Origin of the sequence: Hymenobacter cellulosilyticus (assembly GCF_022919215.1) — a bacterium.
GTDB classification, from domain to species: Bacteria; Bacteroidota; Bacteroidia; order Cytophagales; family Hymenobacteraceae; genus Hymenobacter; species Hymenobacter cellulosilyticus.
Genome location: NZ_CP095046.1, coordinates 2,887,519 through 2,907,692, shown reverse-complemented (window position 1 = coordinate 2,907,692; position 20,174 = coordinate 2,887,519). Strand labels below are relative to the sequence as shown.

The 20,174-nt window shown below is 61.0% G+C and carries 13 protein-coding genes and 1 pseudogene; 7 read left to right on the top strand and 7 right to left on the bottom strand.

Features of this window, described 5'->3' with window-relative positions; translation table 11 throughout:
• Positions 1-46: 46 nt before the first annotated feature.
• From MUN79_RS14245 to MUN79_RS14225, 5 genes and pseudogenes are all read right to left on the bottom strand, one after another.
• A pseudogene (locus MUN79_RS14245) lies at positions 47-1,482 on the bottom strand (TolC family protein).
• Complete coding sequence (locus MUN79_RS14240) at positions 1,475-4,663, bottom strand: efflux RND transporter permease subunit (RefSeq protein WP_244678255.1); 3,189 nt, start codon at positions 4,661-4,663, stop codon at positions 1,475-1,477. The pseudogene MUN79_RS14245 and the gene MUN79_RS14240 overlap by 8 nt, the downstream one beginning before the upstream one ends.
• Before the next feature lie 83 nt (positions 4,664-4,746).
• Positions 4,747-5,835, bottom strand: a complete 1,089-nt coding sequence (locus MUN79_RS14235; RefSeq protein ID WP_244678254.1) for an efflux RND transporter periplasmic adaptor subunit — start codon at positions 5,833-5,835, stop codon at positions 4,747-4,749.
• A 783-nt stretch (positions 5,836-6,618) separates the two neighbouring features.
• Positions 6,619-8,685, bottom strand: a complete 2,067-nt coding sequence (locus MUN79_RS14230; RefSeq protein ID WP_244678253.1) for a HelD family protein — start codon at positions 8,683-8,685, stop codon at positions 6,619-6,621.
• Positions 8,686-8,770: 85 nt separating this feature from the next.
• Entirely contained in the window at positions 8,771-9,745 is a 975-nt protein-coding gene (locus MUN79_RS14225) for a porin family protein (RefSeq protein WP_244678252.1), read from the bottom strand.
• Between the two features lie 162 nt (positions 9,746-9,907).
• Here MUN79_RS14225 and MUN79_RS14220 point away from each other — a divergent pair, with 162 nt between their 5' ends.
• Complete coding sequence (locus MUN79_RS14220) at positions 9,908-11,956, top strand: tetratricopeptide repeat-containing sensor histidine kinase (protein WP_244678251.1); 2,049 nt, start codon at positions 9,908-9,910, stop codon at positions 11,954-11,956.
• On the top strand, positions 11,953-12,579 hold the full coding sequence (locus MUN79_RS14215; RefSeq protein ID WP_244678250.1) for a response regulator: 627 nt from the start codon (positions 11,953-11,955) through the stop codon (positions 12,577-12,579). The genes MUN79_RS14220 and MUN79_RS14215 overlap by 4 nt, the downstream gene beginning before the upstream one ends.
• Here the strand turns inward: MUN79_RS14215 and MUN79_RS14210 are convergent.
• Positions 12,576-12,968, bottom strand: coding sequence for a hypothetical protein (locus MUN79_RS14210; RefSeq protein ID WP_244678249.1), 393 nt, complete (start codon positions 12,966-12,968; stop codon positions 12,576-12,578). The genes MUN79_RS14215 and MUN79_RS14210 overlap by 4 nt on opposite strands.
• Before the next feature lie 744 nt (positions 12,969-13,712).
• Between MUN79_RS14210 and MUN79_RS14205 the strand changes: the two genes are divergently transcribed.
• The 5 genes from MUN79_RS14205 to MUN79_RS14185 all read left to right on the top strand — a co-directional run bounded on the left by MUN79_RS14205 (position 13,713) and on the right by MUN79_RS14185 (position 19,589).
• Positions 13,713-14,150 carry a hypothetical protein gene (locus tag MUN79_RS14205; RefSeq protein ID WP_244678248.1) on the top strand — a complete coding sequence of 146 codons (438 nt, stop codon included), beginning with the start codon at positions 13,713-13,715 and terminating at the stop codon, positions 14,148-14,150.
• A 46-nt stretch (positions 14,151-14,196) separates the two neighbouring features.
• Positions 14,197-14,871, top strand: a complete 675-nt coding sequence (locus tag MUN79_RS14200; RefSeq protein ID WP_244678247.1) for a TetR/AcrR family transcriptional regulator — start codon at positions 14,197-14,199, stop codon at positions 14,869-14,871.
• Positions 14,872-14,933: 62 nt separating this feature from the next.
• Positions 14,934-16,664 (top strand): peptidase domain-containing ABC transporter, encoded by a 1,731-nt coding sequence (locus tag MUN79_RS14195; protein WP_244678246.1) that lies wholly within the window; start codon positions 14,934-14,936, stop codon positions 16,662-16,664.
• A 55-nt stretch (positions 16,665-16,719) separates the two neighbouring features.
• The gene (locus MUN79_RS14190) at positions 16,720-18,111 is read left to right on the top strand and encodes an HlyD family secretion protein (protein WP_244678245.1); all 1,392 of its coding nucleotides are present in this window, start codon (positions 16,720-16,722) and stop codon (positions 18,109-18,111) included.
• Positions 18,108-19,589: a TolC family protein gene (locus MUN79_RS14185; RefSeq protein WP_244678244.1), complete on the top strand. Its 1,482-nt coding sequence runs from the start codon at positions 18,108-18,110 to the stop codon at positions 19,587-19,589. Before MUN79_RS14190 ends, MUN79_RS14185 begins: the two co-directional genes overlap by 4 nt.
• A 28-nt stretch (positions 19,590-19,617) precedes the next feature.
• Here the strand turns inward: MUN79_RS14185 and MUN79_RS14180 are convergent, their stop codons facing one another.
• Complete coding sequence (locus tag MUN79_RS14180; protein WP_244678243.1) at positions 19,618-20,157, bottom strand: GAF domain-containing protein; 540 nt, start codon at positions 20,155-20,157, stop codon at positions 19,618-19,620.
• Positions 20,158-20,174: the final 17 nt, after the last annotated feature.

The window sequence follows — 20,174 nt, the reverse complement described above, 5'->3', positions numbered from 1 at the left end:
ACAAGAGCGGGGCTGTTTGGCGGGGGTAGAAGTTTAGAGCTAGGCGTTATTTCCAGCCGCCGCCCAGAGCCCGGTACACGTTGACCGTGGCGTTGAGCTGCTGCATCTTGGTTTCCACCAGGTCAAACTTCGATTCCAGGGCGTCGCGCTGGGTGAAGAGCACCTCGGTGTAGTCGGCGCGGGCCGAACGGAACAGGCTGTTGGAAATCGTGCTCGACTCGTCCAGGGCCTGCACTTCCTTGGCCTTTTCGCCGTAGGTTTTCTCCAGGTTGTTGATGTTAGCCAGCTGGTTAGCCACCTCGATGTAGGCGTTGAGCACCGTCCGCTCGTAGTTGTACACGGCCTGGGTCTGGCGGGCGTTGGCACTGTAGTACAAGGCCTTAATGCCGTTCTTGTTGATCAGCGGGGCAGCAATGTCGCCGGCCACCGACAGCAGCACCGACTCGGGCAGCGTAGCCAGCAAGCCGGGCTGGAAGGCCGCCGAGCCCACAGCACCGGTGATGCGCAGCGAGGGGTAGAAATTGGCTCGGGCTACTTGCACGTCCAGCTTGGCGGCCACCAGGTTTTGCTCGGCTTGGCGCACGTCGGGGCGGTTTTGCAGCAGCTGAGCGGGCACTCCGGCCTGAATGGTTTTGGGCACCAGGTCGTTGAATGTGGCGTCGTTGCGCACAATCGGCTGGGGTAGCGGCCGGTCAGGAAGTTGAGGCGGTTTTCCGTTTCCGTGATGCGCTGCTGAATCAGGAACTGCTTGGCCTGGGTGTTGTGCACCTGGGCCTCGAAGCGGCGCACGGCCAGCTCGGTTACCCGGGCCGCGTCCTTTTGCAAACGCACGCCCTTCAGCGCGTTGCCCTGAATCTGCAGGTTCTGCTGAATGATGGCCAGCTGGTTGTCGAGGGCCAGCAACTCGTAGTACGAGGTGGCAATTTCGGCAATCAGGTTGGTCACGGTGAAGTTTTTGCCTTCTACCGAAGCCAGGTAGCGCGAAGCGGCGGCCTTTTTGGCGTTGCGCAGCTTGTGCCAGATATCCACTTCCCAGCTGGCGTAGGCGCCCACCTGGAAGTCGGTCAGCGGGTCGGGGGTGCGGCGCTCGGGCTTGATGTCCACGCTTTCCTCCGTGGCGCCGGGCAGGGTGTAGCGGGCCGCTTTTTCGACGCCGGCCGCTGCGCCCAGACCCACCGTGGGCAGGTACTCGCCCTTGCGGGCCCGGACTTCCTGGCGGGCAATTTCAATTTCCTGGAGCGTGATGTTCAGCTCCTGGTTGCGCTGCAGGGCCGTGTCGATGAGGGCTACCAGATTGGGGTCGGTGAAGAACTCCTGCCAGGGCACCCGGGTCACGTTGGTCGAGTCCGACGAGCTGCCGGTGAAGCTGGCCGGCACGGTGCGATTTTCATTTTTCTGCACCAGGGTCGGCGTTTTGCACGCGCCCATGGCCAGGGCCAGACAGGCCGCGCTCAGGCTTTGATAAATGCGTTTTTTAAGCATGAGACTCAACTTCTTCAACTAAAACGTGGGGCTCGAATTCGGACAAGGGGTGCTCGTTCTCATCCCCGATAAGCTTGCGGCCGGCGGCCAGCGAGCCAAAAATGTAGTACAGGCCCGGCACGATGATGACCCCGAAAATGGTACCGAAGAGCATCCCGCCCAAAGCCGAAGTACCAATGGTCCGGTTGCCGATGGCGCCCGCGCCGTGGGCCAGTACCAGCGGGATCAGGCCGGCAATGAAGGCGAAGGAAGTCATCAGAATCGGGCGGAAGCGGACCTTGGCGCCTTCAATGGCCGCATCACGCACCGTCATGCCCTCCTCGTGCTTCTGCACCGCGAATTCGACGATAAGCACCGCGTTTTTGCCCAGCAGCCCCACCAGCATGACCAAGCCTACCTGGGCGTAGATGTTGTTGGCCAAACCCAGCATCTTGATCAGCAAAAAGGAGCCGAAGATGCCCGCCGGCAGGGAGAAGATAACGGCCAGCGGCAGCAGGAAGCTTTCGTACTGGGCAGCCAGCACCAGATACACGAAACCCAGCACAATGAGGAAGATGTAGATGGCCTCGTTGCCGCGGCTCACCTCGTCTTTCGACAAGCCGCCCCAGTCGATGTCGTAGCCGCGGGGTAGGGTTTTCTTGGCTACTTCCTGCACCGCTTTGATGGCCTCGCCCGAACTGAAGCCCGGGGCCGCGTCGCCGCGGATGGAGGCCGTGGGGTACATGTTGTAGCGGTTGATTTCGTTGGCGCCCTGGCTTTTCACAATTTTCATGAAGGCCGACAGCGGTACCATTTCGCCCTTGTCGTTTTTCACCCACATATCCAGCACGTCCTTGGGCAGGCGGCGGTACTCGGGCGAGGCCTGCACGAACACCTTGAAAAAGCGCTGATACTTGATAAAGCCCAGCTCGTAGGTCGAGCCAATCATGATGCTCAGCGTATTCATGGCGTTGCCGATGCTCACGCCCTTCTGCATGGCCAGCTGGTTGTCAATCTGCAGCTCGTACTGCGGATAGTTGGCCGAGAAGAAGGTAAACAGGCCGGCCAACTCCTTGCGTTTTTTGAGCTCCCGCATAAAGTCCTCGTTCACCTTTTCCAGGGCCTGGTAGTCGCCGGTGGAGGTTTTGTCGAGCAGCTGTAGCTGGAAACCACCCGCCGCGCCATAGCCCGGCACTGCCGGCGGCTCGAAGAACTCAATGGTCGCGCCGGGAATTTCCTTGGCTTTTTCCTCCAGGCTCATCACGATATCGTGGACGGACTGCTTGCGCTCCTCCCAGGGCTTGAGGCTGATCAGCAGGGTACCGGCGTTGGAGCCGCGGCCTTCAGTGAGTACCTCGTAGCCGGCCAACGACGAAACACTTTCGATGCCCGGCACCTTTTCGGCCAGCTTGGAGAGCTGCTGCGACAGGGCATTGGTGCGCTCCAGCGTCGAGCCGGGCGGCGTTTGGATAATGGCGTAGAGCATGCCCTGGTCTTCGGCCGGAATAAAGCCCGAGGGCAGCGTGGACGAGATGCCGAAAATGCCCAGGCCAAAGGCAATCAAAATGGCGAAGGTGAGTATGCGGCGGTCTACTACCTTTTCCAGGAAGTTGGTGTAGCGGCCGGTCAGGCGCTCAAAGCCGCGGTTAAACCAGTCGATGAAGCGGTTGATGGGCGTCTTCTTGCGGGGCTGGCCGTGGGTGTTCTTCAAGATCATGGCGCAGAGCACCGGCGTCAGGGTCAAAGCCACGATGCCGGAAATCACGATGGACGAAGCCATGGTGATGGAGAATTGCCGGTAGAAAATACCCACCGGACCGCTCATGAAGGCCACCGGCACGAATACGGCCGTCATCAGGATGGTAATGGCAATGATGGCCCCACTGATTTCGCCCACCACTTCGCGCACCGCCCCGTAGGGCGAGAGGTGCTTTTCCTCCATCTTGGCGTGCACCGCTTCCACCACCACAATGGCGTCGTCGACCACGATACCGATGGCCAGCACCAGGGCAAACAGGGTAATCATGTTGATGGTCATCCCAAAGGCCTGCATGGCAATGAAGGCGCCGACCAATGACACCGGCACGGCAATAATGGGAATCAGCGTGGAGCGCCAGTCGCCCAGGAAGAGGAACACCACAATGGCCACCAGGATAAAGGCGTCGCGCAGGGTGTGAATTACGTTTTCAGTGGAGGCGTCGAGGAAGCTCGACACGTCATAGCTGATCTTATAATCCATGCCGGGGGGCATGGTTTTCTTCAGCTCTTCCAGCTTAGCCTTTACGCTTTTGATGACGTCAGAGGCGTTGGAGCCGTAGGTTTGCTTCAGCATGATGGCCGCCGAAGGGTAGCCGTCGAGGTTGGAGTAGATGTCATAGAATTCCGAGCCCAGCTCCACGTTGGCCACGTCCTTGAGGCGCAGGGTTTCACCGTTGGAGTTGGCCTTGATAATGACGTTCTTATACTCCTCTACGTCGTTGAAGCGGCCCTTGTAGGTCAGCACGTATTCCAGGGCCGAGGCTTCCTTGCCGTCACTTCGGCCGATCCGGCCCGGGGAGCCAATTACGCTCTGGTCGTTGAGCGCCTCCATCACGTCGTCCACCGACAGATTATAAGCCCGCATCCGGTCGGGCTTGAGCCACACGCGCATGGCGTACTGCCGGGAACCCAGGATGCTGGCCCGGCCGATACCGTCGATACGCTGAATTTCGGGCAGCATGTTCACCCCGGCAAAGTTGAAGAGGTACCGCATGTCGGTATTCTTGTCCTTGCTGTAGAGGTTCACGTACATCAGCATGTTGGGCACCACGCGGTTTACGACCACGCCCTCGCGCTGCACCAGCACCGGCAAGCGGTTCAGGATCTGGGCAATGCGGGTATTGACGTTTACTACCGCCTGCTCGGGGTCGGTGCCCAGGTTGAAGACAATCTGGATGTTGGCTTCCCCGGCCGACACGGCGTCGGAGGTCATGTACTTCATACCCGGCACGCCATTAATGGCCTGCTCTAATGGGATGAGTACCGATTCGGTCAGCACCTTAGCGCTGGCACCGGGGTAGGCCGTGCTTACCATCACCATGGGCGGCGAAATCTCCGGGAACTGGGACGTGGGCAGCGTTTTGATGGCCAGCATGCCCAGGAACATGATTACCACCGATATAACGATGGCAAACACGGGTCGACGAAGGAATCTACTAAACATATAATGGGCTAATAGAGCCAAAGAAGTGCCGGGCCGGGCGCAAAGCCCGGCATGACGTTCGGTTTAGGCAGAGTTGGCTGACTCTACTCGGAGTACACTTTCAGGTGAGCAATGACCGACTTCGGCTCCTGGTATTCGAAGCGGATTTTGTCGCCGTCTTTCACTTTGCGGATGCCTTCGAGCATGATTTTGTCGCCCGCCTTCAGGCCGCTGGTGATGATGTAGAGGTCGGGCATTTCGGCGCCCACGGTTACTTCCCGCTGGTGCACCACGTTCTTGCTGTCGACGACGTACATGAATTTCTTTTCCAGCACCTCGAAAGTGGCTTTCTGGGGCACAATCAGGGCGTTTTTTAGCGGCACCGTCATCAGCACCGAGCCGGTTTCGCCGTTGCGCAGCAGGCCCTTGGGGTTGGGGAAAGTGGCCCGGAAGGCAATGTTGCCGGTTTCGTTGTTGAAGTCAGCCTCGATGGTTTGCACAATGCCGGGATACTCGAACTCCTCGTTGTTGGCCATCTTCAGCTTCACCTGGGGCTTAGCGTCGGCCTGCACGTGGCTTTTATAGGCCAGGTATTCGGCTTCCGGCACGTTGTAGTACACCCACATCTTGCTGTTGTCCGACAGCGTGGTGAGCAGGTCGCCTTCGTCGACGAGGGAGCCTAGTCGGGCCTGGAAGTGGTCCATGATGCCGCTGAACGGGGCCCGGATGGTGGTAAATCCCAGGTGCGTCTGCGCCAGTGACACCTCCGCTTTGGCTTTTTCGAGCTTGGCCTGCGACAGGGCCAACTCGTTGGGCGACACAATGTTGCCATCGGCCAGCTTCTTAGTGTTCTGGTACTCGATGTTTACAAACTTGGCCTCGGCCTCGGCTTTTTTCAGCTCGGCCTGGTAGAGCAACGGCATGATCTGAAACATCAGTTGCCCCTTCTCAATCTGCTGGCCTTCATCCACGAAAATCTTCTGCAGATAGCCTTTTTCCAGGGCCCGCACCTCGATGTGCTGGATGGAGTGAATCTGCGAGACGTACTCCTTGGTGATGGTCGTATCCTTTTGCAGCGGACTGGTGACCAGGAACTTGACCGATTCTTCTTTTTCTTCTTCGTGTTTTGAGCAGCTTGTAGAAAGACACAAGACACTCCAGCTCATCAGCATGAGCATGTACATTCGTTTCATCAGTACCGGAACAGACGGTTGGTAATCCTGGAATATGGTAGTAGGCAGGGGTTGCTGGGCAGGACCAGCCGGGGCGGAGCGTGGGACTGAGCCAAGCCACTGGTTAGCGTAGTTTTAGCTCGCCCAAACCAACGGCGGCCGGGCCGATGGACCCAGGCTGGGCAAAGAAAATCGAGAAGAGAAGCCAAGGCTGCAGAGCGGGTGTCGGGTATTGAATGACACAAAGCACTTGCATCGACATGAAGTCGATATGAAGTAAATCTTCATGAAGATTACTCCACGGCTAGCAAGCAATTTATTAACCCAGCCCGCCGCCAATTTGCCCCGTCTCGGATGGTCTTGGCCAAACCCATTTTGGTACATTCCACCGGCCTGCGCTAAATGCCCGTTTCCAAGCGGAACAGACTGCACCACCTAGCCAATCAGATACTTGTTGTTGACTAACAATTATTTACATATAAACTCAACCCTTCTAACTCAAACAGCAGGCAATAATCTTTATCGAATAATGATGCACTAATAGAAGAGCCGAAACTACTGGCGGCCCTTGCAAGCAGCCAGCCGGTTTCTGCCGCCGGGGCTGATAAATAAACTTTCGTTAACCTCTAATCGGTACCAAGTGCACCCAAAGCAGCGGCCTTACTTACGCTCCGGGAAGTTCTCGGAGCGTAAGTAAGGCCGTGTTATTCCCTGCGGAGCAAGGTCCTTGAGTTGTACTACCTGGTAGCAAGCTTGTCCTTCTCCCCTTTTGAAGCACTGCAAGACATGCGGGGCAACTGCTGTTTAAGCCGACAAAAAGCTGGTAAGCTCCCCAGAATACGTCAGCGTGAGCTGGTGCATAGCCCGGGTGCAGGCCACGTACAACATGCTCTTGTCGACTTCGGTTTTGTAGAAGCGGGCCGAGGCAAAAGGTACCAGCACTTCATCAAATTCAAGCCCTTTGGCCAAGTGAGCCGAGGTGATGATGACGCCTTCCTGGAAGGACGACGACTCGGCCGTGAGCAGGTGCACACCGGGCCCCTGCAGCGCCTCGTACGCCCGTTCGGCCTGCCGGAGGGTTTTGCAGATAATGCCCAGCGAATGATTGCCGGAGCGGTGAAAGGCCGTCATCAGCTGCCGGATGGTTTCCAGCTCCTCGGCGGGGCTACCGCAGCGTACCACCGCGGGTTCGGGCCCATGCCGTTCCAGCGGGATGATGTCGGGGTTGGGCGTGATGCGCTGGGCAAAGCTGGTAATCTCGATGGTGGAACGGTAGCTGCGGAAAAGCTTAACCACATCAGCCTGCGGAAAAACGCGCTCAATGGTTTCGGCCGAAGAGGCGCTGTACGGATTCACCGTCTGGCTGACGTCGCCCAGAATGGTTTTTCGGCACTGAAACAGGCGCGACAAGACGGCATACTGCACGGGGGTATAATCCTGCATTTCGTCCACGAGCAGGTGCTTTACCTGGTCGTAGCCGGGCAGGCCCTCCAGACGCAGGCGCAGATACAGCAGGGCAAAGACGTCTGCGTACTCCAGGCGCTGCCCGTGGTCGATGCGGCAGAGCTCGGGCCGACCCATCCAGCGGTAGAAGTCCCGGTAGAGGTCCAGCACGTTGTGAAACTTGAACATGCGGGGAATGGCTTCGCCGATGGTGCCCTTCTCCTGCCCCGTCAGCTTACGGTTAACCGCGTCGCGCACGAAGTTTCGCACGTCCTGGGCCACCAGCGCAAACCGCTTCAGCATTGGCACCCGGTGGTAGGCCTTGAATTTTTGCTGGATAAAGGCACCCGGTACCAACGTTCGGCCAACCCGCAGCTCGGTGACGGCGAAATAGTTGTTCTCGATATAAAGCAGGTACTGATTCAGCTTGCTCAGAAACTCGAACGAGGATTTAAACCGAATCCGCTCAATAAAGGCCGCATCATGGTGCTCTAGCAAGGCCGTAACCTGCTCGAAAAACGTCTGGAACGGGTAGCGGTTTTCGAGCAGGTCGGCGGCCAGCTCTTCCATGCCCATCTCCGGAATGTGCTCCTCTCCCAGCTCGGGCAAGACGTTGGAGATATAGTCAGCAAAGACCTTGTTGGGCGAGATAATGAGAATGTCCTTGGCCGCAATGGTGTCGCGGAAGCGGTAGAGCAGGAAGGCAATGCGGTGCAGGGCAATTGAGGTTTTGCCCGAGCCGGCCACGCCCTGAATGACCATCACCGACGCCGTTTCGTTGCGGATTACCGCATTCTGGTCCCGCTGAATGGTGGCGACAATGTTTTTCATCTTGTCGTCAGAGGACTTGGCCAGTTCCCGCTGCAGCACGTCGTCGTGAATGTTCACGTCGTTTTCGATCATAAACTCCAGGCGGCCGTCCCGGATTTTGTACTGCCGCTTGCGCTCGATCTGGCCCTGAATCCGGCCCGACGGAGTGGTGTAGAAAGCTTCTCCCAGCTCGAAGTCGTAGAACATGGAGGCAATGGGCGCCCGCCAGTCGTAGATCAGATTCTTGCGCTGCGTCTCGTCCAGAAAGGCGTGCACGCCGATGTAGACCGGGGCGGCGGCAGTCTTGGCAGTAGCGAAATCGATGCGACCAAAATACGGGGACTGACTTAGCTTGAGCAGCTTGCGCTTCCGAGCCACGGCGGCTTCGCCCGTAAAGGCCATGCGGTTGATGGACTGGTCGGCGGCCACCATATCGGCCTCGTCCATCCCCGACTGGTTTTCGTGGATATACTGCTTTTTCTGCCGGAGCTCCGTGGAAAACTGCTTAACGGCGTCATCAATTCGCCGCACGGCCAGCGTCAGCTTCTCCTTGATTTCTTCCAGGTATTCTTTCTCTTCTTGCTGCGTTGCGTTCATCCCGTACGGCTCTTGGAACATGAGCTGCAAAGGTCACATCAAATTCCGGCTGGTCGAAACCTTTGTTTCGGTTTATTCAGGGCAGCTGGCTTGCAGCGCCCCGGTGCTAATACGCAACCGGGTGCTCCGCCCGAGTCCGGGGGGCGGGCTGCCGGCGCGTGGGTGGCGGCACGCCCGGGCCCGACCGGTACACCGGCCGCGACCCAACGTGGAAATCAAGCCAGGACAGGATAGAAAGAACTTCCACCACCCGGCGCACTTTCGGGTCGCGGGAAAGCGAGTCGAGGTAGGCGGTCGAGCGGGTGGCCGGATACGGCTGCGGGGCGGGGCTTACCGGGCGGGGCCGGGGCTCAGCCGGGGTGCCCGGGCAGTTTTTTGCGCCGAGCAGGAAGCGTAGCTGCAACTGCAGTACGCCGTTGTACACGCTGCCGGCTTTGGAGCTTGGGCTGAATACGCGGGTGAAGTCGCCCGTGTAGCGCACTTCCGCACCCAGGCCATTGGTGAGCTGGTAGCCCAGGCCGGCCACGTAGCCCGCCGCTACGGGAGCAAGGCGGCGGTCAGCACTAATCATTTCCTCGTGCGGCCCACCCACTGCCTCGCCCCGGGGCCGCACAAACTCACGCTTGCTCAACGCCAGGCTCAGCTGCGGGCCGGCCGCGACGAAAAAGCCGCTCCCGCTGCTGCCCGGTCCGTAGGTATAGAGCACCGGCATATCGAGGTAAGCCAGGGAGACCCGGTAGATATTATCGGCGGAATAAAACGCGGGGTCACGGTACAGATGGTTGTAGCGGGACTGCCGCATGCCTTTCTGGGAGTAAAGCGCCTCCATTTGCAGCCCGCTTTTATTCGACAGGGGGTAGGTCAGCAAGGCGCCGGCTGCTATACCCGGCTGCCAGCCGGCCTGGCGGGCCAGGGTGCTTCCACCGGTGTAAGTAGCCAGGTTCAAACCGGCTTTCAGCCCCAGGCGCGGCCCGTTCTGCGCCTGCGCCTGGTTGGTCAGGCTCAGCAGAAATGCCAGGCTCAGCAGCCGGGCACCGCGCCGGCAAAAATGAGAAACGGAGAAGGAGTGCAGGTTTTTCATAGGACAAATCGGGAAAGGAGAAGGAAGGAGGACTGACACAAAGGTCTGGGGCCCAGCCCACTCCTGAAATCGCCGGAAAGCAGGATTTTGCTCTACTGGAAAACCAGTAATTTCATCCCAAGCCCAGGTTTTTCGCCTAATAGCTCCCAAGTTTGCCGCCGCATGGCTTTGCTGCTTTCCCTTCTTTGCGCGCCCCGACAAACCTGCCGCAGCCTGGCTCAGGTACTGCTGCTGGGGCTGCTGAGCCTGCCTGCCAGTGCCGCTCCCCTACCCTCCGACAGCCTGCGGCAGGCCCTGCGCACCGCCTCCTCCGACACGGACCGGGTCAAGACGACGCTGCGCCTGTCGGCCGCTCTGGTTGCCACCGATACGGCTCAGGCCAGCCAGTATGCCCACCAGGCGCTGGCACTCAGCCGCCGAGTTGGATATCAGTACGGCGCGGCTTTCAGCTGGCTGCAGCTCTGCACCCTGGCCATCATTCGCCACGACAACGCGGCTGCGGCCTATTACGGAGCGCAGGCCCAGGCAGTAGCCGATGCGCTGCAGCGGCGCGCCCCGGCCGCCCCACGCCTGCGCCGCCTGCGGGCTTCCATTGCCAATAACCGTGGCAACGTGGCCGACCACCTGGGCCAGTACGAAGCTTCCACCCGCTACTACCTGCAGGCCGCCGATTTGCTCCTCCAGCTCGGCGACTCCCGCACCTTGCTTACGGTGTACTGCAACTTGGGCAACAGCTTCCAGGTGCTGGGGCAGCCCGCCCAGGCCGTGCGCTATTGGCGGCAAGCTGTAGCACTGGGAGCAGGCCCTCCCGCTGCCGCCGAGCTGCTGCCTGTGTATCTGCAGCTGGCCAGCTGGCACTTAGCCAAAGGCCGAACCGACAGCGCCGGCCTGGCGCTGCAGGCGGCCCGGCCGTTAGCCCGGCCCGGCAGTTTGTATACCGGGGAGTATTACGGTACGCTGGCCCAATACTATCTGGCCGGCAAGCAGCTGCCTGCGGCCCGGCAGGCCTTCGACCAAGCCATGCCCTACCTGGCCAGCAAAGGCGCTTTGAGCTACCAGGCTAAGGTATTGTTGGGGCTGGGCCAGCTGGATGCGCAGGCCGGTGACCTAGCCCAGGCCCGCTCCCGGCTACAGCGCAGCCTGGTGCTGAGCGAGCAGCTGGCCGACCCCCAACAGATGCTCGAAAACCTGGATGTGCTGACGCGCGTTGAAGAAGCGGCGGGCCAGTGGCAGGCGGCGCTAGGCTACCTGCAGCGCAGCCAGCGCCTGCGCGACACGCTTGCCGGCACAGCGGTGCGGGAGCAGATCAACCAGCTGGAAACCCGCTACCGGACCCGCCAGCAGGCCCAGCAGCTACAGGCCGGCCGCCAGCTGCAACACGCGCAGCAAGTAGCCCTAACCCAGCAGCGCCAGCTCAATACCATCTACCTAGTGCTGCTGGGCGTGCTAACCGTGGGCGGCATTCTGGGGCTGCTGCTGCTGCGCTACCGCCAGCGCCTGGCCCGCCGGGTCCGGGCGCAGGAACAAACTCTGCTAACCACCCGGGCCATGCTGCAGGGCCAGGACGAAGAGCGCCGCCGCGTGGCCCGCGACTTGCACGACGGGCTGGGCGGCATGCTCTCGGCCGTAAAGCTTTACCTGAGCTCTATCCGCACCCGGGGCGGGCTGCCGGCCGAATCGGCCCCGCTGTTCGACCAGTCCATTGACCACCTGGACAGTTCCATTGCCGAGTTGCGCCGGGTAGCGCGCAACCTCATGCCCGAGGCGCTGCTTACCTTTGGCCTGGCCCCGGCCCTGCACGACCTGTGCCAGGCCGTGCAGCAGGCGGGCGCAGTACCGGTACAGCTCACCACTCACGGCCTGACGCCCCGCCTGGCACCAGCCACCGAAATAGAGCTTTACCGCATCGTGCAGGAACTGCTGACCAACTCGTTGCGCTACGCCCGTGCCGGACAGATTCTGGTGCAGCTCATGCGCCACGACGACGAGCTGCATCTGGTTGTGGAAGACGACGGCCAGGGTTTTGACGCCAGTACCAGCAAGCCGGGCGTAGGTTTGCGCAGCGTGCAGGCCCGGGCCCAATACCTGGGCGGCAACCTGCAGATACAGTCGCAGCCGGGCCAGGGCACCTCCGTCAGCCTGGAACTGCGGCTGCCGGCTGCCGTTCCAGCGCCAGTTGCTTCTCATCCTCTTACTCCCTCCAACTCATGACGCCAATCCGGGTAGTACTCGTTGATGACCACCGTATGCTGCTGGCCGGCCTGCAAATGCTGCTGCAGCCGCTCGACTTTATTTCGGTGGTGGGTACGGCTACCTGTGCGGCCGAGGCCTATGCCATTGTGGCCCAGCACCACCCCGACGTGGTGCTTCTCGACATTAACCTGCCCGACCAAAGCGGGGTGGACGTTTGCCGGCAGCTCACCCAGGCTCAGCCGGGCCTGAAAGTACTGGCGCTTACCACGCTGCAAGAGAAAAGCTACGTGACGCGCATGATGCAGGAAGGGGCCGCGGGCTACGTGCTAAAAAATGCCTCGCCCGAAGTGCTGGCCGAAGCTATTACCCGGGTGCACGCCGGCAAAAAGTACTTCAGCGACGAAATTCAGGAGCTGCTGCTGCAGCCGGAGCCCACCCCGGTGGCACGGCCCCTGCTCACCCGCCGCGAGCGGGAAGTGCTGGCCCTGATTGCGGGCGGGCTGACCAGCCAGGAAATGGCCGAGAAGCTCTTTGTTAGTGCTCTGACCATTGAAACGCACCGCCGGAACCTGCTCACCAAGTTCGGGGTGCACAACACGGCCATGCTCATCCGCCTGGCGGCCGAGTACCAGCTGCTTTAGCGCCGGGCGCGGTGGTTGTAGCGCTGAATAAGGTCTTCGAGCTCGGCAAAGCGGTGGCCCGGTGCCCCGGCAGCTACCTTGGCCGCCAGCTCTTTATCATCGGCCAGGAAAGCGGCAACCTGAACGGCAAAATTCTCGGGCGTTATGAGCAATGGCACCCCGGTGCCGCGCCGCAGGTACCACGACACCACGCTCGTGCCGGGTGCGCTGGTTGCCGGGGAGCTCAGCACCGGAGCCGAGCCCAGGTACGTGGTAACCAGCGCGGGCATGTTTGCTTGCACCAGAAACAGGTCCACGGCTCCCACCTGGCGCCGGGCCGCCAGCCGGGGCAGTTCACCCTTGTTTGCCGGGGCAATAGCTCGGAATACTGGCCTTGCACCCGCATGCACTTCACTTTGGTAATTGCCAGCAGCTTTGGCTTAGTCTTGGGCTGGGCATCGGGCGGCTGCATGTAGTACGGCACCATGGTATCTACCCCGGAAGCCGTGGCCGGCAAATAGGCTTGCAGCCGGCGGCCATCCCGCAGCACCAGTGTGCCCCAGGCAAAGGACTGGTTCATAAAGCCCCGTACCAGACGCGTCGTGTCGCTGGCGGGCAGAGAGGCCGGGCTACACACCAAGTGGCTGCCCGCAAGCAAAAGAGTAGAAAGCAGCATAGAGTCCCGTATTGCCCGGAGAGAGGCTGCAACTTACTCCATAAACCCAGCAAGCAGCTACAAATACCCAGCAAAACCCGCTCTGGACACGAAAATTACTGGTTTTCCAGTAGAAGCTGCTGCCTACCCCCGCACACCTCAAACGCCTATCTTTTTCAGGACGTGATAGTCCTGCGGCTTTGGCAGGAATAGCCTTGCCCGGGCAAAACCCACCTAGCACCAGCGCCCAGCATTGATTTGAAAGATTAGAGCCTACTGTTCTAAAAATCGGCCCTGCTGACTGATTCAGCCCGGAAAATGCCTTGAAATATTAGTAAAACGACTACCTACGATTTAATTACTTTTTAATGCAATAGTAATACTACCATCCAGAAGGTTTGTCTAATTTTGCAGCGTTAAGGTTTTCACGCTGACCGGTCATGACTTCTGTTCACTCCTATATGTATGCCCCGCTTCCCTGGTCCGCCGCGGGCGGAACTTGACTGAGGAGCATAGTGCCCAAGAGTCGTCCTTGCTGGACCAAGCCCTCGTGGGCGTAGATGTACTAGTGCGCCGGGATGAACGGCCAGCCCGGCAGCTCACGCAGCAGTTGGCGGCCCTGGCCGGCCCCCACCTGCACTTCAGGCTTATTACTAGCCCAGTGGCAAGTGCGCACGCCGGCGGGGAGTTAACCGGCCTTTCCCCTTACTGGCGCTGTCGTTTTGTGTCTGTTGCGGTTCGGGCCCCGGTGCTGGCGTCGCCGGAGCCCGGCCTTCACTTTGCCGATGTATTGGCGCTGCTGCAGCGCCTGGCCGAGGAGCAGGTCTACGTCATTAAAACTGAGCACCTGTACCGGACGAGCGGAAAGCAGGCTTTTTTCCCAGACCCGGGAAGGGAGTATAAGCACTCCAACCAGCCTCTGTCCGATGGAAAGTAGTTCGTTTATTTGTGATAGTATTCCTTTTAGCGAAACAAGAACTGCTATGCACGCCGTCCTCCGTATTGACCTCAACGAAAAGCTTTACCTCCGTAACCCGCAGGACACGGACCTGGGCCGCCGCTTGATAGCCGAGAGCATCCGTCTGATTGATGAAATTGGCTTTGAGCACTTTACCTTCAAGAAACTGGCCCAGCGTATTGAATCGACGGAGGCCTCCCTGTACCGGTATTTCGAGAACAAGCACCGCCTGCTGGTGTACCTGGTATCGTGGCACTGGGCCTGGCTTAGCTACCAGATTCGGTTTCATACCCACAACGTAGCCAGTGCCCGGGAGCGGTTGCGCCTGATTCTGAGCATTCTGACCCGAGCCCACCACGACGACCCGTCCACGGCCCAGCTCGATGAGGCTGCCCTCTACCGGATTGTGGTCAGCGAGGCCTCCAAAGCCTACTTGACCAAGGATGTGGACGACGACAACCGGGCCGGGCTATTCCGGGAGTACAAGCGCCTGGCCGCGGGTATCGTGGAGGTGGTGCAGGAAATCAACCCCGCCTACCCCTTCCCCCACGCCTTGGTCAGCACGCTGCTGGAATCGGCCCGCAAGCAGCAGTTTTTCGCCCAGCACCTGCCCTCACTTGCCGACGCCGGCGCCGCTGGGGCGCCCGAAAATTCCATTCACGCCTTTCTCGAGCATTTGGCCTTTGCCGCACTGGCGTAAGGCCGCCGGGTCGGCTGCGGACCATAGTCCCGCCGGCTCCTTTTCTTTCATACCCGTTTATCATGGCTGATTCTTCTGCTTCTTCGCTCACCCCTGGCCAGCGTTTGTGGCGGCTGCTCACTTCCGAGCGGCGCGACATTACCTACCTCTATGTGTATGCTGCCCTGGCCGGGCTGATCAACCTCTCGCTGCCGCTGGGAGTGCAGTCCGTTATTGGCTTTGTCAGCAGCGGAGCCATCAGCACCTCGCTGGTCGTGCTCATCGCCTTTATCGTGCTCGGTACGCTGCTGGTAGGTGGCCTGCAGGTAATGCAGGTGTACCTGGTCGAGTTTATGCAGCAGCGGCTGTTTGCCCGCATCAGTCTCGACTTTGCCCTGCGCCTGCCCCGGGTACAGGCCGAAGCCCTGAACGGACAGTACCTGCCTGAACTCATGAACCGCCTGCTCGACACGCCCACGCTGCAGAAAGGGCTGGCCACCATTCTGATTGAGTTTTCGGCCGCCGCCCTGCAGATTATCTTCGGCTTGCTGCTGCTGTCCTTGTACCACCCCATCTTCATTGCCTTCGGCCTGCTGCTGGTGGTTCTGCTGGCCCTGATGATTCGGGTAACGGGCCCCAAAGGGTTGAGCACCAGCTTGCTCGAATCCAAGTATAAGTATAAGGTCGTGGCCTGGCTCGAAGACGTAGCCCGAACCGTGCAGACCTTCCGCCACCCGCCCCGGCAGCAGCTGGCTCTGGACCGGACCGATGGGCTGGTAGAAGGCTACCTGACAGCCCGCCAGAGTCACTTCCGGGTCCTGGTTACCCAGTACTGGGGCTTCGTAATCTTCAAGACCCTGATTACGGCCATGCTGCTCATTATTGGCTGCTGGCTGCTGATTAGCCGCCAGATCAACATCGGGCAGTTTGTGGCCGCCGAGATTATTATCATTCTGACCATCAACGCAGTGGAAAAGGTACTGCTGAAGCTGGACGTGGTGTACGATGCGCTGACCTCGCTCGACAAGATTGGGCACGTGCTCGACCTGCCTACCGTGGGCGACGGCGGCACCACCAACCTGCCCCTGCCAGCCCGGCAGACCGGGCTGCGGGCCGAACTGCGCCAGCTCAGCTACTCCTACCCCGTTACCGGCCGCCACCCCCTGCACGAGCTCAGCCTGACCATTGCCGCCGGTGAGCACCTGGGCCTGGCCGGCTACGGCGGGTCGGGCAAAACCACCCTGCTGCGCATCCTGGCCGGCCTGCTCACGGGCTATACCGGTGTGGTGGCTTACGACGGATTGGCCCTGCAGGACCTGGCGCCATCTTCGCTGGGGGAACACGTGGGCGACAATATTTCCCACCAGCACCTCTTCGACGGCACCGTGCTCGACAACCTGACCCTGGGCCAGGCCAGCATCGGGGCCGACGACGTGACCTGGGCCCTGGAGCTGGTAGGTCTGCGCGACGACCTCTATGCCCGCCCGCTTGGTTTGCACACGCCCCTGGGCATTGGTACTCCCCTGGCCGACAGCACCCGGCAGAAGTTGCTGCTGGCCCGCGCCCTGGTACGGCGGCCGCGTCTGCTGCTGCTGGATGGTTTTCTGCCCAATGTAGAGCCAGCCGAGCGCCTGCGGATTCTGCAGCGCCTGCTGGCTCCGGAACTTCCCTGGACGCTGGTGTTGGCTTCTAACGACCTGCGCGTGCTGAGTTTGTGCCCGCGCCTGGCCGTGCTGCGGGAAGGGCGCCTAGTGGCCGACGGAGCCTTTAGCGTCGTCACGGCCCAGCCTGAGATGCAGGAGCTGCTGGCTTAGCCTGCTGCCCCTGCCCCTTTCTCCCTTTTTCCTTGTAACTGCCTATTCCTTTCCGATGTCTTTCGCTGAACATCCCTTAGCCGAATCCAACCCGCTGACGGGGCATTTTCGCTCGTTTGCGCGGGTGCAGACTCCCAAGGCGGGCCGCACGCTGGCGCGCTGGACGGCGGGACTGGCGCTCCTGGTGCTCGTGGCCGGCTTTCTGCCCTGGACCCAGAACATCCGCTCGACCGGTACGCTGACCACTCTTCGCCCCCAGGACCGGCCCCAAACGGTGCCTAGTACCATTGCCGGCCGCATTGCGCGCTGGCGCGTGAGCGAGGGTCAGCGCGTACGCCAGGGCGATACGCTCGTGGACATTGCCGAAGTAAAAGAGAAGTACTTCGACCCCCAGCTGGTGCAGCGCACCAGCGAGCAGCTTGAAGCGAAGAGAGGCGCGCTCGACGAAAACCGCGCAAAGGCTGAGGCCCTGGGCAGCCAGCAGCAAGCCTTGCGCGCCGGCCTGCAGGTGAGCCTGAGCAAGGCCCGCAACTACGTAGAGCAGAGCCGCCTCAAGGTAAGCTCCGACCAGGCCGACCTCGTGGCCGTGCGCAATGACTACACCATTGCCCAGCGCCAGCTTGAGCGCCAGGAGGAGCTGTACAAGCAGGGGCTCAAGTCACTGACCGAGCTGGAGCAGCGGCGCCTGAAGTTTCAGGAAGCCACGGCCAAGCTACAATCGGCCAGTAATAAGCTGGACGCCAGTCGCCAGGCCCTGACCAATGCCCAGCTGGAGTTGTCTTCGCTGCAGGCCGAGTACCAGGATAAGCTAGCCAAGTCCGAGTCGGACCGGCGCTCCGTGCTGGCCTACCAGTTCGACACGGAAGGCCAGATTGCCAAGATGCGCAATGAGCTGGCCAACCTCAGCATCCGGGCCGGCTACTACCAGATTACGGCCCCCCAGGACGGCTACGTGGTGCGGGCCCTGAAGCAAGGCCTGGGTGAAATAGTGAAGGAAGGCGAGCCGGTGGTAACCGTGATGCCCAATGCCCCCCAGCTGGCCGCCGAGCTCTACGTCAAGCCCATGGACATGCCCCTGCTTTCCGTGGGCCGCAAAGTACGCCTGCAGTTCGACGGGTGGCCGGCGCTGGTCTTTAGCGGCTGGCCGGGCACGAGCTTCGGCACGTTTGGCGGCGTAGTGGCCGTCATCGACAACATCGACTCGCAGGGACAATACCGCATTCTGGTGACGCCCGACCCAGCCTTGGAGCCCTGGCCCGAGCCCTTGCGGGTGGGCAGCGGGGTATACGGCTGGGCCCTGCTCGACGATGTGCCCATCTGGTATGAATTATGGCGCCAGATCAATGGCTTCCCCCCTAACTACGTGGGCAAGCAAGACGTGAGCAAAGCCGGCAAGCAGGACAAGAAGGCCAGCGCCGCCGGCAGTGACGAAGAAGAGGCCAAATGAAGTACCTAGTTCTTTTCCGGCTGGCCTGGGTCTGCCTGCTCGGGCTGGCCTTGGCCTTGCGCCCATGCACCGGTAGCGCCCGACCTTTAGGGGAGCCCCAACCGGCACAGTGGGCCGATACCAGCCGGGTCTTCGGGCTGGCCGATCTGCTGACTTACGTAACGCTACGCCACCCTGTGGCCCGACAGGCCTCCCTGCTGCCCGAGCGGGCCCAGCAGGAGATTCGCCTGGCCCGGGGCCAGTTTGACCCCACGGCCACCAGCAAGTACTACGGCAAGCAGCTTGGGGGGAAGGAGTATTTCCACGACTGGGACACCCAGTTGCGCGTTCCGCTTTGGTTTGGGGCCGATATTAAGGCCGGCTTCGAGCGGGGCGTGGGACAGTACGTCAACCCCGAGAATTCGACCAGCCCGGCCGGCCTTAGCTACCTGGGCGTGTCGGTGCCCCTGGCCCAGGGCTTGCTCATCGACGAGCGGCGGGCGGCCGTGCGCCAGGCCCAGGCCCTGCAGGGGCTGGCCGAAGCCGAGCGGCGCTCGGCCCTGAACAAGCTGCAGCTGCAGGCCTCCAAAGACTACTGGGAATGGACCCTGAGCTACCAGCGCCTGGAACTGCTCCGCCAAAACACGGAACTGGCCCAGGTGCGCTTTCAGGCCGTGCGGGAGCGGGTGCGCCTGGGCGACCTGGCCGCCATCGACTCGGTAGAGGCCCTTACGGAGCTTCAGAACCGGCAGGCGGCCCTGGCTCAGGCTCAGGTGCAGTGGCAGAACGCCACGCTACAGCTGAGTGCCTACCTCTGGGACGAACAGCAGCAGCCCCGGGAATTACCTTTGAACGTGCGCCCGCAGTTACTGCCGGGCCCCACCGCTTGGCGCGCCCTGCCCGCAGATTCACTGGCCGCAGTGGCGGAGCTGGCCCAGCAGATTCACCCTGATCTGCAGAAAAGCCGGGCCAAGCTGGCTCAACTAGGCGTGGAGCGCCGCCTGCTCAACAACAAGCTACTGCCCAAGCTCAGTGTAGACTACAACCTGCTGCAGGCTGGCAAACCGTTTCGGCCCGAAGCCGGGGGCACGCTGAGCAGTTCTTACCTGCAAAACAACTACAAGCTGGGCGTCAGCTTTGCCTACCCGCTGCTGCTGCGCCAGGAACGAGCCAAGCTGCAGCTCAACCGCCTGAAACTGACCGACACGGAACTACAGCTCCAGCAGGATACCCGCCAGGTGCAGGTGGGTGTGCGGGCCGTAGTCAATGAGTGGGAAGGCCTGCGCGCGCAGCTGGCTTTGCAGCAGCAGGTGGTACAGAATGCCGAACGCTTGCGGCAGGGCGAGCAAATTCGCTTTGAAAACGGTGAAAGCTCGGTGTTTCTGCTCAACACCCGGGAAGCCTCCCTGGTATCGGCCCGGGTGAAGCTGGCAGAACTGCAGGCCAAGTACGCCCAGACCCAGGCTACCCTGCGCTGGGCGGCCGGTGGGCTAAACTAACCCTCCCGCCGCCTGCGGCCCTTCAACTTCAGGCTCCCAGGTCGGGGCCCAGCTCGCGCATGTAGCGCTGCACTACCGGCAAAAACAGTAGCACGGCTTCGGCCAGATACTCGTGCTCGGCCGGTGTCCAATGGCGGGGGTGGTCAAAAACGCAGGGCTGCAGAATACCCCACAGCTGGCCCTGCTCAGTGATGTGGGCGTGCACCAGGGCCCGGTGACCAAAGGTGCGGCGCTCAAAGTCCTGGTTGAGCACCTCAGGCCCGGCCTCATGCACGTCGTCAACGAATACGGAAGGCCGGGCCGCCAGAGCCGCCCGAAACAGCGGATCCTCTTTGGGTAGCTCCCCGGTATCATTCTGCCAGTCGTGTCGGGGGTCGGGCACCGCCTCGTGCCGCCGCCACACGAAGGCAATGCGGCCCCGCCCCCGGGCCGGGTTGCGCACGTACAAAAAGCATCGGTCGACGCGCAGATGAGAGCCCACCAGGTCCAAGGCGCTTTGCAAGGCCTGGGCCGGCTCAGCACTGGCCGTAAGAATGGTTTTTAGATCAGTTAGGGGAGTATTGGACATAGATCGGGCAAGAAGAA